The following is a 12,674-nucleotide window of genomic DNA, read 5'->3' as shown; positions in this document are numbered from 1 at the left end:
GACCGATACTGCGCTCCGTGGAGACACCCCCGGACGACGTCGCGGGGCGGCTGCTGCGCACCGCCACCGACCGCACCGGCGCCGGGCCCATCGCGTGGGCGGCGAGCCCACTCGCGAACGCCGCCCGGGTGCTGGACCTCTGCTGCGGATCCGGCCCGCTGGCCGGTGAGTTCGCAGGTCGCTGGGTCGGTGTCGATCCGGCACCCCGGCCGGGTGGCCCGCCGGTGGTCGCAGGGCTCGCCAACGCCCTGCCGCTGCGCGACAACGCGGTCGACGGCGCGGTCCTGCTGCTCACCCTTCCGCGCCTGTCCGACCTCGACGACGTCTTCGCCGAGCTGCGGCGCGTGCTCCGGCCGGCCGGCACGCTGGTCGTCGTGGTGCCGTCGGCGAGCCCGCGCTCGCTCACGGAGCTGCGGACGGCCGCGGTGCACCGCTCGGGCTGGACGAACCGGTCCGCGCTCGACCGGGCCGGCTGGCTGCTGGCGGCGGCAGACTTCGCGGTGCTGGGCGACGATCGCGGCGCGTTCACGCTCCCGCTGCCCGACGCGAACGCGGCGCGCGCGCTGGTGACCGACCTGCCTCGGGCGGGGTGGTGGCCGCCCGACCTGCCCCCGGACACCAGGGAGAGGGTGGCGGCCGGCCTCGCACGGCGAGCCGGTCCCGGCCGCGTGCTCCCCGTCCCGCTGCGCAGGCTCGTGGCCCGCCGCTAGGTCATCGAATGCACTGCGCCCTGATGCACTGCGCCCTGATGCACTGCGCCCGAATGCACGACTCGCCGGGCCGGAACGGCGGACTCGCGCATCCGGATCGCGACTCGCGCGTGGGCGTCAGGACTGGGTCGTGGCGGCCGCGCCGACGACGACCGGGGTGTCGTCCTCGGGTTCGGCGTCGTCCACGAGGTCGGCCACGATGCAGGTGATGTTGTCCGGACCGCCGCCTGCGTTGGAACGGGCGATGAGCTCCGCCACGGCCGCCGCGGGCTCGGCGACGGTGCCGAGGATCTCCTGCAGCTGCGGGTCCTCGAGGACGGCGGTGACCCCGTCGGAGCAGATGAGGTAGCGATCGCCTGGCTGCGCCTCGACGTGGAACAGGTCCGGCTCGGGTGTGCTGCCGTCCTGGAGGGTCTTGACCAGCCACGACCGGCGGGGGTGCGACGCCGCCTCCGCCTCGGAGATGCGTCCCTCGTCGACGAGGGACTGGACGAGCGTGTGATCGCGCGTGAGCCGGTGCAGCTCACCGTCGCGCAGCAGGTAGGCGCGCGAGTCGCCCAGGTGCAGGACCCCGATCCGGGTGCCGTCGACCAGGAACGCGACGACCGTGGTGCCCGTGCCGCGCAGGTCCGGGTTCTGCTGGGCGAGCCCGGTGAGCCGGGCCGCCGCGTCGTCGATCGTCTCGCGCAGGGCGGCGAGCAGGTCGATCTCGGCGAGGGCGACGCCGCGCAGCCGCGCGTCCAGGTCCATCACGGCAGAGATCGCGACCGCGCTCGCGACCTCGCCGTGGGCGTGCCCGCCCATCCCGTCCGCCACGGCCAGTATCCGCGGGCTCGTGACGGCCGAGTCCTGGTTGTTCTCCCTGCGGCGGCCCACGTCGGAGCCGACCGCGGAGCGCAGCGTCGGTGGCATGGGGCCACCCTCTCATGCTGTGAACCCGCTTCACAAGCTAGGGGGACGTGAACTACCTTCAGCGACATGGCCGCGGACCCGACCGTCAGCACGGGCGACATCGCCCGGCTCGGCCGTGTCGGCCGCGCCGCGGTCAGCAACTGGCGCCGCCGCCACGACGACTTCCCGGCGCCGGTGTCGGGCACGGCGTCCAACCCGCGGTTCGCGCTCTCCGAGGTCGAGGAGTGGCTGCGGCGCAACGGCAAGCGCTACCGGCTCTCGGCCGCCGACCGCGCGTGGCAGCGGCTGCTCTCCGACGGTGCCGACTTCCTGCTGCCGGAGCGCCTCGCCGCGGCCGGCACGTACCTGCTCGGCCGCCACTACCCCGGACTGGCCCACCTGCTGCCGGGCGAGCCGCCACCGCCCCTCGAGGATCCCGAGCTCGCCGCCCTGCTCGACGACGTCGCGGCCCGGAGCGGCCCCGCCGCGGCGTACGAGGATCTCTGCGGCCGTTACCGGCGGCCGGCGGGCGAGGTGCCGGATGCGCTCGCGGCGGCCATGGCGCGCATCGCGCTGCCCGACGGGGGGAGCGTGCTCGACCCGGCCTGCGGTACCGGTGCACTGCTGCTCGTCACCGGTGCCGACGCGGCGCGCGGGCAGGAGTCCGATCCCGCAACGGCCCGCATCGCGGCCGCCCGGCTGCTGCTCGCCGGATCGCGCCCCGCTTCCGCCGCCCGGGCGCCCGTCGCGGTCGCCGACGCCCTGCGCCACGACGCCTTCGCGGGCGAGGAGTTCGACGCGGTGGTGTCCGCCCCGACGGTCGTGGATCGCACCTGGCCGCAGGAGGCGCTGACCGGCGACACCCGGTTCGCCCACGGCCTGCCCCCACGCACGGAGCCGGAGCTGGCGTGGGCGCAGCACGGCCTGGCGCACGTGCGCCCCGGAAGGAGTGTGGTGCTGCGGTTCCCGGCCGCGGTCGCGTCCCGTCGGCCGGGCCGGCGGATCCGCGCCAACCTCCTGCGCGCGGGTGCGCTGCGGGCGGTGCTCACCGTCGAGGACGAGACGCGCCCCGCTGACGTCTGGGTGCTGCGCAGGCCGGCGCCGGGCGACCAGATCCCGTCGCGCGTCCTGCTGGCGCGCGGACATGCGGACGCGGTTGCGGAGCTGTGGGAGGCGTTCGCGGCCGGTCGCGCGGTCGGAGATGGGGCACGGGCCGTGCCGGTCGTCGATCTGCTCGACGACGACGTCGATGTCAGCCCCGAGCACCACCTGCAGCGCCGCGCGTCCGCCGAGACCGGCCGCCGGGTGGCCGAGCTGCTCGCCACCGGGTCCACCCAGCTGCCCGCGCTCCGGGTGGTCGACGACGCGCGCGAGCGGCCGACGGCCACCATCGCCGAGCTGGCCCGCCGGGGCGTGCTGACCGTCCGCCACGCCCCGCGCGACGTCGGGACGGCCGATCCGGGCGACGGCGCCGTCCCCGTGCTCACCGTGGCGGACCTGGCCACCGGGACCACCCCCAGCGGCCGCGCCGCGCCGGCTGCGGCGCGCATCCGGGTGCGCGCGGGCGACGTCGTCGGCGCGCCGATGGGCCGGGCCCGGGTCGCCGACCGGCCTGCGGTGCTCGGCCCGGCGCTCACCGTCTACCGGGTGGACCCCGACCAGCTCGATCCCGAGTACCTCGCCGGCATCCTGCGTTCCATGCCGCCCCCCAACGGCTCGTCGAGCCGGTACGGCCACCGGGTGCGTGTCCCGCTGCTGCCGATCGGCGAGCAGCGGGCGCTCGGCGCTGCGTTCCGCGCCCTGCTCGACGCCGCCGACACCGCGCGAAACGCGGCTGAGCGCGCCGACACCCTCCTGCGGCTGGGCGGCGAAGGGCTGGTGGAGGGCTGGCTGCGACCCGGTTAGGGCCCGAACTCGGTGGGGTCGGTCATCACCTCGACGAGCGTCGGGTGGTCGGCCCTCCGGCTCGCCTCCAGGCTCTCCCGCAGCTCGCTGAGCGTGTCGACGCGCCGGCCGGGCACGCCGAAGGCGCTGCTGACCTCGGCGATGCGCGGGCCGGCGATGTCGACGCCCGGGTAGTGCTGCCGCTCGACCGCCTCGCCGCCGAAGCGGCGCAGCGCCGCGCCGACCGCGGCGTAGGACTGGTTGTTCATGACGACGTAGGTGACGGGCAGGTCGCTGCGCGCCGCCGACCAGAGCGCCGGCATGCCGAACTGGAACACGCCGTCCCCGAGTACCGCCGCGACCCGCCGATCGGGCAGGCCCATCGCGATGCCGAGCGCCGCACCCATGCCCCAGCCGAGCGACCCCGACGACGAGACGAAGTAGTCGTCGCCGCTGTGCTGGTGGGCCCGCTGCTGCAGGATGCCCCCTGCCGTCGTGGCGTCGCCGACGATGACCGCGCCGCGCAACGACTCGGTGACGACGTCGACGACGTCGGCGGGCCGCAGCGCAGCTCCGGGAACCGACGGCCGACGCGGGGGCGTCGGCAGGGCGGGGGGAACCGCACGGGGCGGGGCGGCGGGCAGGGCTGCGGACAGGGCCTCGATCACCAGTCCCTGGTCGCCGACCAGCGCGGCGTCGACGCCGTACGTCATCCCGATGTACTTCGGGTCGGTGTGGCTGTGGACGATCGGCACGCCCGCCGGGAGCGGCGGGACGCGGGCCGGCTCGAACTCGTGGAACAGACGGGCCCCGAGGAACACGAGCAGGTCGGCCTCCCGCACCAGGGGGTGTCCCACCTCGTACTGCCCCCGGAAGTGCGGGTGATCGGTGGGGAATCCCGGCCGCTCGAAGCCGCGCCGGTCCTCGTGCAGGACGGGCGCTCCGAGCTGCTCGCTCAGGCGCACCAGCCGGTCGAGCGCGCCCGCCCGCGCGACCTCGCTGCCGGCCACGAGCACGGGACGCCCGGCGGCGGCGAGGAGGTCCACCGCGGTCCGGACGGCGCTCGCGGACGGCGCCGCGCGCGGGTCGAAGCGGAAGGGGGCGACGTCCGGCACCGGCACCTCGGCAGTGCTCTCCAGCAGGTCCTGGGCGAGCCCGACCCACACCGGCCCAGCGGGCTCCGTCACCGCGGTGCGGAAGGCGCGGTTGACGTCCTCTCCGATCGCCTCGGTCGTGAGCGACTGCCAGTCCGATTTCACGTACTGGTGCACGAGGTCCCGCATCCGCGCAGCGGTGGTGAAACCCTGCCTGGCCTGGATCGAGGACGCCTTGATCCCGTTGAGCACGACGACCGGCGAGTAGGCCAGCTGTGCCGCGTACAGGTTGCTCAGCCCGTTGGTCAGCCCGACGTTCGCGTGCAGGTACGCGACGCTCGGCCGCCGCGTTGCCCTGGCGAGCCCGTCGGCCATCGACACGGCGACGCCTTCATGGGTGGTGAGCACCAGCTCGACGTCCTTGCGGACCACCAGCGCGTCGAGGACGGCCGCCTCGGTGCTGCCGGGGCATGTGAAGAGGCGGTCGGCGCCCCAGTCGCGGATCACGTCGAGCAGTGCCTCGACGGCTGGTCGGGACATCGGCACTCCTCAGGCTCTGGTGACGAGCTCCATCAGGTGTCCGCGGAGGCGGCCGAACGTGTCGCTCGAGCGGGTGCCGACCTGGGTACGCGGGTGTTCGAGCGGCACGTCGAGGATCTCGGTGACGCGGCTCGGGGCACGGCCGAGGACGACCACCCGGTCGGCGAGGTAGACCGCCTCGTCGATGTCGTGGGTGACGAGCACGACGGTGATGCCGAGCTCGCGCCGCACCTGCAGGATCAGGTCCTCCAGGTCGAACCGTGTCTGGGCGTCGACCGAGGCGAACGGCTCGTCCATGAGCAGCAGGTCCGGCTGGTGCGCGAGTGCGCGCGCGATCGCCACCCTCTGCTGCATGCCTCCGGAGAGCTGCCAGGGGTAGCTGCGCCCCACGTCGCCCAGCCCCACGGCGCCGAGCACCTCGCGGATCCGGGCCTCGCGCCGCGGCTTGGGGACGCCGGCCACCTTGAGCGGCACGGCGACGTTGCGGTGCACCGAGAGCCAGGGGAAGAGGGAACGGCTGTAGTCCTGGAAGACCACGCTGAGCCGGTCCGGGACCGCGGTCAGCGGTGCCCCTTCGAACAGCACCTCGCCGGACGTGGGGGTGAGCAGGCCGCTGAGACAGCGCAGGAGGGTGGTCTTGCCGCAACCGCTCGGCCCCACCACGCAGACGAACTCGCCCTTGGCGACGTCGAAGGTCACGTCGGCGATGGCGGACCGCTCGTTCCGCTGCCCGGCGTTGTAGGTCTTCGCGAGCGCGCGGACCGACAGCACCGGTTCGCCCGCCGAACCCGACGGCTGGCTGTGGATCACCTCGGACTGCGACACGGAGCTCACCCCTTCCGCTCGACGGCGCGCGCGCCGAGGTACCACGCCAGCACGACGCGCTCGACGGCGATGAACAGGAACGTCAGGGCGCTCCCGACGAGGGCGAGGACGATGATCCCGGTCCACATCTCGGTCATGGCGAACCGCTGCTGGGCCTCCAGGATGAAGAACCCGATCCCCGACCGGGAGGCGACGAGCTCGCTGACCACCATCATGATCACCGAGATCTGCAGGCTGTGCCGCAGACCGGCCATGATCTGCGGCATCGCACCGGGCAGCACGACGGTGCGGACCGTCCGGGCCGAGGACATGTGCATGACCTTCGCCGTGTCGAGCATGACGGGGTCGATGCCGCGCATGCCGTCGAGGGTGTTGAGCAGCGTCGGCCAGATCGCGGCCAGGACGATGACCGCGATCTTCATCGGCGACCCGATGCCCATCACGGCCACGATCGCCGGCAGCATCGCCGCCGTCGGGATCACGTAGACGAAGTACAGGACCGGGGATACGGCGTGCCCGACGCGGTGGAACTTCCACAGCAGTGCGCCGATCCCGATGCCCAGCAGCCCGGCGGCCGGGTAGCCGATCGCGAAGTGCCCGAGGCTCGACCAGAGCTCGCGGCGGGCGTCTCCGACGATCCAGAGGTCGTAGAGCTGCGTCAGGATCTTCTGCAGCGGCGGGAAGAACGTCGAGGTGCTGTCGGCGGACAGCACCCACCACATCGCCAGGATGGTGGCGAAGAACCACAGCCGCCAGATCCCGGCCACCGTCACGCCGTCCTCGCCGCGACGTTGCGCCGGCTCTCGTGCCAGTGCAGCAGGCGTTGCTCCAGGTAGGCGAACGCGCTCGTGACGGCGACCCCGGCCGCTCCGGTGACGAGGATGTAGGCGTAGGTGGCCGGCAGCCGGTCCGGTCCGGCGTTGACCGACGTCAGGATGGACAGACCGAGGCCCTCGGCGCCGCCGATGAGCTCCGCGATGATCGTCAGGATCAGGCCGACGGCGGCGGCGACGCGCACCCCGGTCGCGACGAACGGGGCCGCGCTGGGCAGCGTCACCGTCCAGAACTTGCGCAAACCGCGCAGCCGCAGCACCACCGCCGTGTCGCGCACCACCGGGTCGACGGCGCGGACGCCGTAGATGGTCTGGATGGTCAGCGGCCAGAACACCCCGAAGGCGACGAGGAAGACCTTCATCTCCAGGGTGGCGCCCCACACGACGATGGCCAGCGGCAGGATCGCGATGACCGGGACGGTCTTCAGGAACTCGATCACCGGGATGACGCTGAGGTAGGCGAATCGGTTGAGGCCGAGCAGCGTGCCCACCGTGATCGCCAGCGTGCCGCCGATGAGCAGGCCGAGCGACCAGCCGCGCATGGTCTCCCCCACCGCGCTCCAGAGGTCGGCGTCCTGCAGTTGGCGGGCCAGCTCGGCCACGGTGGCGGTCATGCTCGGGAACGAGCTCGGGTCGAGCGCTCCGGAGGCGCTGACGTACTCCCAGCCGCCGAGCACCGCGAGGACGACCGCGACCCTGGCCGTGACCTTGAACCAGGTGGTGTCGCGGACGGTCACGAGGACCCCCCGCCGGGCCGCCAGACGAGGTCGGCGGGGTTCACGGTGGTGGGGATCGAACCCTGCTGGGCCATCAGGTCCTGGATGGCGGCGATCGAGTCGAGGTTGATCTCCGGCACGTAGTTGGTCGGGATGATCTGCGCCTTGGCCTGCTCGGGCGTGAGGTCGAGGTGCTCGACGAGCGTGGCGAGGGCCTCGTCCTCGTGGTCCTTGGCGTAGAGGATCGCCTCCTGCATGGCGTCGTGGAAGCCCTGGGCCACCTCGGCGTTCCCGGCCAGGTACTGGGCCGTGGCCGCGTAGCAGTAGACGGTGCCGGTCGGGAACAGGTCCGAGCTCGGGTGGGCCAGCGCGACGGCACCGGCGGCGAGGGCCGTCTCGAGGTACGGCGAGGTGATCACGGCGGCGTCGACCCGCCCATCGGAGAGCGCCTGCGGCATCTGCGGGAACGGCATCGCGATGTACTCGGTGCCCGTCGCGCCCGCGTCCTCGATCATCTTCTTCGCACCGATGAGGTTGATGCTGGCCAGCTGCACGACGGCGACGGACTTGCCGGAGAGGTCGTCGAGGGAGTCGATGCCGCTGCCCGCGGCGGCGACGAGCGCACTGGCGTCGCGATCAGGGCTGATCTGACCGTCGACCGGCGCGACGCACTTGATCGGCGTCCCCTCCCGGTTCGCGTTGATGAGGACCGGCGTGGTGACGAAACCGAAGTCGGCCTGCCCGGCCACCAGCGAGGCGACGACGGGGACCGGCGAGGCCGCGTTCTGCAGCTCCACGGTGATCCCGCGCTTGTCGAACATGCCCTTCTCCATCCCGAGGAAGAGCACGGCGTTCGGGGTGAACGGGACGATGTTGACGGTGATGTCGGTCCGGCCCGGTTCCGAGCCACCGCCACCGCCACACGCGGCGGTGACGGCCATGACGGCCGCCAGCGCAACCGCCGTCATGCCCTTGCGCATTCGGGCCTCCAGGAAGCGTCGTTGCCGTACCCGGGCAGCCAGGACACTAGGGCGGCCTCACGATGATGTCCACGTATGCGGACTTGTTCCGGAGGTAATTCCGCAGCGTCGAATACTCACTGCGGCGAGCGCAGTCGCTCCCGTACGAGCTCGGCACCCCGCTGTACGAACGGCGCGAAGGCGCGGATGCCATCGGGGGTGCCGATCCGGCTGCTCGGCGCGGCCACCCCCAGCCCGGCGAGCGGCTGGCCGACGGTGTCGCGCAGCGCGACGGCGACCGCGCACACGCCGTCGCTGCTCTCCTCCCAGTTCAGCGCGTAGCCGCGGACCCGGATCTCGGCCAGCTCGGCGCGCAGCGCCGCGGTCTCGGTGACGGCGGCGGCCGTCGTGGCGGGCGGCAGCTCGGGGCCGGGGTAGCGCCGGTCGAGCTCGGCGTCGGGCAGACCCGCGAGGATCGCTTTGCCCACCGCGGACGCGTGCGCCGGGCGCACCACCCCGGTGCGGTTGCCGACCCGCACGGAGCGAGGGCTCTCCGCGCAGTCGACGAACCGGATCATCGCGCCTTCGAGGACGGCGAGACTCGCCGTCTCCTGCGTCTCCTCGCGAAGCTGTTCGAGCACCGGGCGGGCCACCCGGACGATGTCGATGCGGCTGACCGCCGCCAGCCCGATCTCGTAGAGCGCGGGCCCCGGGCGATACGCGCCATTGGGCCGGTCCTGCATCACGAAGCCGCGACGGCGCAGCGCGGTGAGCAGCCGGTGGGCTGTGGACCGGGCCACCCCGAGCAGGTCGGCGGCCTCCGCGACCCGCAGCGCCTGCCGGTCACCGACCAGCTGCAGCAACCACAGGGCGTTGTCCACCGACGTGGTGGTTGCACCCTCGGGCCGCGATTCATTCGACATGGCGGAACTCTAGCTCATCTTCTACGCAGTGAACGGAATCCCTGGCTAGGGTCTCCGCATGTCCTCGGTGCGCGCGGAACGGCCCGTCGCCGTCGTCGGCGGCGGACCGGTCGGCATGACGGCCGCCGCGACGCTCGCGCGCGCCGGTCTGCCCGTCGTGCTCGTCGAGCAGAACGACGAGCCGCGGCCGGACTGGCGGGCCAGCACGTTCCACGCGGCCACGCTCGAGGTGCTCGAGACGATCGACATCACCGCGCAGATGCACGCCGAGGGGCTCGTGGTCCCGACCTACCAGTTCCGGGACCGCCGCGACGGGCTGATCGCCGAGTTCGACTTCCGCCTGCTGGCCGACGCCACCCGGTTCCCCTACCGGTTGCAGCTCAACCAGCAGCACCTCGTGCGCATGCTCCACGAGCGGCTGCAGGGCGACCCGAACGTGCGGCTGCGTCTGGGCACCCGGCTCACGGACCTGCGGATCGAGCCGTCCGGTCCCGTGCTCGCCCTCGAAGGCCCGGACGGAGCCTGCGAGCTGGCCGCCTCGTACGTCATCGGGGCCGACGGTCCGCGCAGCACCGTGCGGGGAGCCCTCGGAGTCGCCTTCGACGGCTACACCTATCCGGAGCGGTTCGCGATCACCAGCACCCCGGTCGACCTGCAGGGGATCCTCCCCGGTCTCGGGCACGTCAACTACGTCGCCGATCCCGAGCAGTGGCTGTTCATCCTGCGCACGCCGGAGTCGTGGCGAGTGGTGTGGCCGGTCCCGGAGGGCGTGAGCGACGAGGACGCCACGAGCCCCGAGCGGCTGCAGCGCCTGCTGCAGGGGATCGCGCCGTACGCGCCGGGCTACCCCGTCATCGACCACCAGGTCTACGGCGTGCACCAGCGCGTCGCCGCAACGTTCCGGGCCGGTCCGGTGCTGCTGGCGGGCGACGCAGCGCACATCAACTCGCCGATCGGCGGCGTGGGCCTCAACTCCGGGATCCACGACGCGATGGACGCGGCCCGCCGGCTCACCCGGATCATCCGCGACGGAGCGGAGCAGGAACCCGAGCTCGACGCCTACGACCGGGTCCGTCGCACCGTTGCCGTCGAATACGTTCAGGCCGACACCCAGCGCAACACCGACCGGCTGCGGGAGCGCGACGAAGCGGTCCGCCGCAGGCACCAGGACGACATGCGCGCGATCGCGGCCGACCCCGACAAGGCGCGCGCATACATCCGGCGGGTCTCCCTGCTGGAGAGCGTGGAGCGGTTCGGCATCGGCCGTCCGCCCGAGGAGCTGGACCTGGAGGGCGTGGGGTGATGCGGCGCCGCCGACCGCTCCCGGCGCAGGAGCTGCGACACCTTCAGCCCGGTCGGCCCGTGGATCGTCACAGGCGTCGTCGTCGGTGATGACGCCGCTGCCGGGCGACCTGCTGTTCACCGGCGCGCCGGCCGGGGTCGGCCCGATCGCGTCCGGCGATGAGCCGGAGATGCCGATCAGCCGGATCGGGTCGATGGACGTCCACGTCGTGTGATCCCTCCGCCCCGGCCCGTGGGAGGCTGGCCGCGACCCGGGTGGTGGAGGAGGGACCCGTGCTCATCGCGGACCGCTACGAGATCGACGACCTCCCGGTGGGGCGTGGCGGGATGGGTGCGGTCCACCACGGGCTCGACACCCATCTCGGGCGGCGGGTCGCCGTCAAGTTCCTGCACCTGCCCGGCGGGTCGGACGAGCAGCGGGAGCGGTTCGTGCGCGAGGCGCGGATCCTCGCCCGGCTCGAGCACCCGGGCGCCCCGATCCTCTACGACCTGGGGATGCACGAGCAGCGGCTGTTCCAGGTGATGCAGTTCGTCGACGGCGTGACCGTCGCCGACGTCGTGGCCGAGCACGGCCCGCTCCCACCCGGGTGGGTGGCCGCGATCGGGGCGCAGGCCGCCGCCGTGCTGGCCGCCGCGCACGGCCTCGAGATCGTGCACCGCGACCTCACCCCGTCCAACCTCATGCTCCGCCCGGACGGCAGCGTCGTCGTGCTCGACTTCGGCCTCGCCGTACTCGCAGGCGCGGTGCGCTTCACACGGATGGGCCAGATCTTCGGCACGCCGTCCTACATGGCGCCCGAGCAGGTGCAGCACGGCGCGGCCGACGCGCGTAGCGACCTGTACGCGCTGGGCTGCGTGCTGCACGAGCTGCTCACAGGCACGCAGCTGTTCGGAGGACAGACGGCGTACGCGATCTTCGAACGGCAGGTGCGCGAGGCGCCGGGTCCCCTGCCGGGCGCTCCCCCGGCGCTCGCGCGGGTGGTGCTCGACCTGCTCGCCAAGGATCCGGCCGACCGGCCCGCCGACGCCGCCGTGCTCCACGACCGGCTCGCCCCGCTCGCCGTCGACCTCCCGCCGCTGCCGGGCTTCCTCTCCCCCGGGCCGGGGCCGGGGCGGCGCTACGCCTGCGTCTGGGGCCGGACGGGCTAGGAGGGTCCTGAACAACTCCGGCCGTAGCGAGCGGCGTCCAGGTGGTGCCATCGCAAGGCGGACGATCGGGCCGATACCGCTGTTGCATCGGTGCGATCGTCCAACGCGGCGAGGGCGCCGAGCAGCGCGTCGCCGGTGGGCGCCGCATCGGCGACCGTGAGGCGGGCCCTCGCCCCGTCGCCGTCCGCCGTGATCCGCTCGCGGGTGACCAGGTCCAGCAGCAACGCCCCGCCGATCGCACGGTCGAGGGAGGTGCTGTCGACGACCGCGCGGCCCGTCTCCGGGTTGAGGAGCAGGAGGACGAGGTCCTCGGTGAGGGGCATGCGTTTCTCCTTCGCGGGTGGCCGGACCGCCAGCAGCACGGTGGCCTCGAGCTCGGCTGCGGCCACGTCCGGATCGAGGTCGGCGCGAGGACGCCGAAACCGGGGATCCAGGACGTGACGGTCGGCCGTCGGTCAGGAGCCGGTGTAGAGGATCGCATCCACCTCGATGTCGAACCCGCTGAGGGCAACGGGGATCGTGGTGCGCACCGGCGCGTTCTCCGTGCCGAAGAACTCCGCGAAGAGCGTGTTCATCGCCGCGAAGTCGCCGAAGTCGCGCAGGTAGACACCCACGCGGACGGCGTCGGAGAGCGACGCGCCCGCCGCCTCCGCGGTCTTCTGCAGGTTGGTGAACACCTGGCGGGCCTGCTCCTCGAACGTTCCCCGGACGGGCGTGCCGTCGGGCAGGGTCGGGACGGCGCCTGCGAGGTAGACGTGGTCGCCCGCGACGACGGCCTGGGAGTACGGCCCTCCGGGTGGGGCCGCCTCGGGGGTGCTGACAGCGCGCTTGGCCATGGGTCCTCCGAT

General features: G+C 73.3%; 14 protein-coding genes. 5 read left to right on the top strand and 9 right to left on the bottom strand.

The features are described from left to right. Positions 1 to 17: 17 nt before the first annotated feature. The gene (locus FHX44_RS25790) at positions 18 to 710 is read left to right on the top strand and encodes a class I SAM-dependent methyltransferase (protein ID WP_170309045.1); all 693 of its coding nucleotides are present in this window, start codon (positions 18 to 20) and stop codon (positions 708 to 710) included. Between the two features lie 117 nt (positions 711 to 827). Here the strand turns inward: FHX44_RS25790 and FHX44_RS25785 are convergent, their stop codons facing one another. Beyond that, the gene (locus FHX44_RS25785) at positions 828 to 1,622 is read right to left on the bottom strand and encodes a PP2C family protein-serine/threonine phosphatase (protein WP_147258169.1); all 795 of its coding nucleotides are present in this window, start codon (positions 1,620 to 1,622) and stop codon (positions 828 to 830) included. Between the two features lie 66 nt (positions 1,623 to 1,688). On the opposite strand from FHX44_RS25785, the gene FHX44_RS25780 reads away from it, so the two are divergent. Continuing rightward, positions 1,689 to 3,506, top strand: coding sequence for an N-6 DNA methylase (locus FHX44_RS25780; RefSeq protein WP_147258168.1), 1,818 nt, complete (start codon positions 1,689 to 1,691; stop codon positions 3,504 to 3,506). On the opposite strand, the gene FHX44_RS25775 is transcribed toward FHX44_RS25780, so the two are convergent. The 6 genes from FHX44_RS25775 to FHX44_RS25750 form a co-directional block, all read right to left on the bottom strand. Continuing rightward, positions 3,503 to 5,119, bottom strand: coding sequence for a thiamine pyrophosphate-binding protein (locus tag FHX44_RS25775; protein ID WP_147258167.1), 1,617 nt, complete (start codon positions 5,117 to 5,119; stop codon positions 3,503 to 3,505). The genes FHX44_RS25780 and FHX44_RS25775 overlap by 4 nt on opposite strands. A 9-nt stretch (positions 5,120 to 5,128) precedes the next feature. Beyond that, entirely contained in the window at positions 5,129 to 5,944 is an 816-nt protein-coding gene (locus tag FHX44_RS25770; RefSeq protein ID WP_425469154.1) for an ABC transporter ATP-binding protein, read from the bottom strand. Positions 5,945 to 5,949: 5 nt separating this feature from the next. Beyond that, positions 5,950 to 6,717: an ABC transporter permease gene (locus tag FHX44_RS42875; protein ID WP_147258165.1), complete on the bottom strand. Its 768-nt coding sequence runs from the start codon at positions 6,715 to 6,717 to the stop codon at positions 5,950 to 5,952. Next, positions 6,714 to 7,514, bottom strand: a complete 801-nt coding sequence (locus FHX44_RS25760; RefSeq protein ID WP_147258164.1) for an ABC transporter permease — start codon at positions 7,512 to 7,514, stop codon at positions 6,714 to 6,716. Before FHX44_RS25760 ends, FHX44_RS42875 begins: the two co-directional genes overlap by 4 nt. Beyond that, complete coding sequence (locus FHX44_RS25755) at positions 7,511 to 8,473, bottom strand: ABC transporter substrate-binding protein (RefSeq protein ID WP_147258163.1); 963 nt, start codon at positions 8,471 to 8,473, stop codon at positions 7,511 to 7,513. The genes FHX44_RS25760 and FHX44_RS25755 overlap by 4 nt, the downstream gene beginning before the upstream one ends. A 116-nt stretch (positions 8,474 to 8,589) precedes the next feature. Beyond that, entirely contained in the window at positions 8,590 to 9,375 is a 786-nt protein-coding gene (locus FHX44_RS25750) for an IclR family transcriptional regulator (RefSeq protein ID WP_147258162.1), read from the bottom strand. A 58-nt stretch (positions 9,376 to 9,433) separates the two neighbouring features. On the opposite strand from FHX44_RS25750, the gene FHX44_RS25745 reads away from it, so the two are divergent. The 3 genes from FHX44_RS25745 to FHX44_RS25740 all read left to right on the top strand — a co-directional run bounded on the left by FHX44_RS25745 (position 9,434) and on the right by FHX44_RS25740 (position 11,826). Next, positions 9,434 to 10,678 (top strand): FAD-dependent oxidoreductase, encoded by a 1,245-nt coding sequence (locus FHX44_RS25745; RefSeq protein ID WP_147258161.1) that lies wholly within the window; start codon positions 9,434 to 9,436, stop codon positions 10,676 to 10,678. An 88-nt stretch (positions 10,679 to 10,766) separates the two neighbouring features. Further along, complete coding sequence (locus tag FHX44_RS43895; RefSeq protein WP_281287915.1) at positions 10,767 to 10,892, top strand: hypothetical protein; 126 nt, start codon at positions 10,767 to 10,769, stop codon at positions 10,890 to 10,892. A 58-nt stretch (positions 10,893 to 10,950) separates the two neighbouring features. Continuing rightward, positions 10,951 to 11,826 carry a serine/threonine-protein kinase gene (locus FHX44_RS25740; RefSeq protein WP_147258160.1) on the top strand — a complete coding sequence of 292 codons (876 nt, stop codon included), beginning with the start codon at positions 10,951 to 10,953 and terminating at the stop codon, positions 11,824 to 11,826. Here FHX44_RS25740 and FHX44_RS25735 read toward each other — a convergent pair. Continuing rightward, positions 11,823 to 12,215: a GPP34 family phosphoprotein gene (locus FHX44_RS25735; RefSeq protein WP_147258159.1), complete on the bottom strand. Its 393-nt coding sequence runs from the start codon at positions 12,213 to 12,215 to the stop codon at positions 11,823 to 11,825. The genes FHX44_RS25740 and FHX44_RS25735 overlap by 4 nt on opposite strands. Before the next feature lie 66 nt (positions 12,216 to 12,281). Beyond that, positions 12,282 to 12,662: a RidA family protein gene (locus tag FHX44_RS25730; protein ID WP_147258158.1), complete on the bottom strand. Its 381-nt coding sequence runs from the start codon at positions 12,660 to 12,662 to the stop codon at positions 12,282 to 12,284. Positions 12,663 to 12,674 lie beyond the last annotated feature (12 nt).

Origin of the sequence: Pseudonocardia hierapolitana (assembly GCF_007994075.1) — a bacterium.
GTDB classification, from domain to species: domain Bacteria; phylum Actinomycetota; class Actinomycetes; order Mycobacteriales; family Pseudonocardiaceae; genus Pseudonocardia; species Pseudonocardia hierapolitana.
The sequence above is the reverse complement of the archived record's forward strand: the minus strand, read 5'-3'. Positions and strand labels throughout refer to the sequence as shown.

What these genes read in the sequence shown, in the direction of transcription:
- FHX44_RS25785 (WP_147258169.1), bottom strand. Translation starts at nt 1,622, where the DNA reads ATGCCACCGACGCTGCGCTCCGCGGTCGGCTCCGACGTGGGCCGCCGC.
- FHX44_RS25780 (WP_147258168.1), top strand. Translation starts at nt 1,689, where the DNA reads ATGGCCGCGGACCCGACCGTCAGCACGGGCGACATCGCCCGGCTCGGC.
- FHX44_RS25775 (WP_147258167.1), bottom strand. Translation starts at nt 5,119, where the DNA reads ATGTCCCGACCAGCCGTCGAGGCACTGCTCGACGTGATCCGCGACTGG.
- FHX44_RS25755 (WP_147258163.1), bottom strand. Translation starts at nt 8,473, where the DNA reads ATGCGCAAGGGCATGACGGCGGTTGCGCTGGCGGCCGTCATGGCCGTC.
- FHX44_RS25750 (WP_147258162.1), bottom strand. Translation starts at nt 9,375, where the DNA reads ATGTCGAATGAATCGCGGCCCGAGGGTGCAACCACCACGTCGGTGGAC.
- FHX44_RS25745 (WP_147258161.1), top strand. Translation starts at nt 9,434, where the DNA reads ATGTCCTCGGTGCGCGCGGAACGGCCCGTCGCCGTCGTCGGCGGCGGA.
- FHX44_RS43895 (WP_281287915.1), top strand. Translation starts at nt 10,767, where the DNA reads ATGACGCCGCTGCCGGGCGACCTGCTGTTCACCGGCGCGCCGGCCGGG.
- FHX44_RS25730 (WP_147258158.1), bottom strand. Translation starts at nt 12,662, where the DNA reads ATGGCCAAGCGCGCTGTCAGCACCCCCGAGGCGGCCCCACCCGGAGGG.